1 pseudogene is annotated in these 791 nt (G+C 56.1%); it reads right to left on the reverse strand.

Features of this window, described 5'->3' with window-relative positions:
- Positions 1–3 precede the first annotated feature (3 nt).
- Positions 4–791 (reverse strand): annotated as a pseudogene (locus ACM6IT_RS24615) (IS3 family transposase); the annotation flags it as partial.

A 791-nucleotide genomic window follows, 5' to 3' on the forward strand; every position in this document is an offset into this window, starting at 1 on the left:
TGTCTAGTCCTGAAATAGGTTTACACCTGTTTCACCCCAACGCCCGATGCACCGCATCGGGCGTTTTGTATTTCAAAGACAGGTGCGGTCGCTCGCCGTTATAGATCGATACCGACTCACTCACCATCTTCTTCGCCTGCGTCAAATCCTGCGGTCGCTGGAGCATAAGCTCTGTCTTTAATATCCCGTTGACCCGCTCTGCCAAGGCGTTTTGGTAGCAGTCATAGCCGTCCGTCATCGAACACCGGATGCCGTGTTTCGCGTGCAGTTCCTGGTACATTCCCGAGCAATACTGGCTGCCTCTATCCGAGTGATGGACCAGCGACTGCTGCGTTCGACGGTGTTTCACCGCCCGGCGCAACGCATGCGCTACCGACTCGGCGTGCAGGCTTTCATGGACGTGATAGCCCACGATTTTTCGCGAAAAAGCATCCGTCACAAGGCTCAGATAGACCACGCCTTCCTGAGTGGGCAAATAGGTGATGTCAGCCACCCAGACTTGTTCCGGGCCGCTTGCAACAACCTGATCAGGACCGGGCTTGAGCAGGTTCGGATGGCGCCGAAAGCGATGATGGCTGTCGGTCGTCTTGTGGTAAGCCCGCCTGCGGGCCACCAATAAACGCCTTTCACGCAGAATCGAAAACAGTCGATCTCGACCCACTTGCAGCTCAAGTTGAGGCTGGCACTGCAGCAAGTAATGCAGCTTTCGGGTGCCCAGACGTGGCTGCCGCTGGCGCTTTTGCTGAACGTAATCGGCAACTTTCTGATCCAGAACGAGACGAGCAGCATCG

The sequence above is a fragment of the Pseudomonas sp. IT-P4 genome, from assembly GCF_949767755.1.
GTDB lineage: Bacteria > Pseudomonadota > Gammaproteobacteria > Pseudomonadales > Pseudomonadaceae > Aquipseudomonas > Aquipseudomonas monachiensis.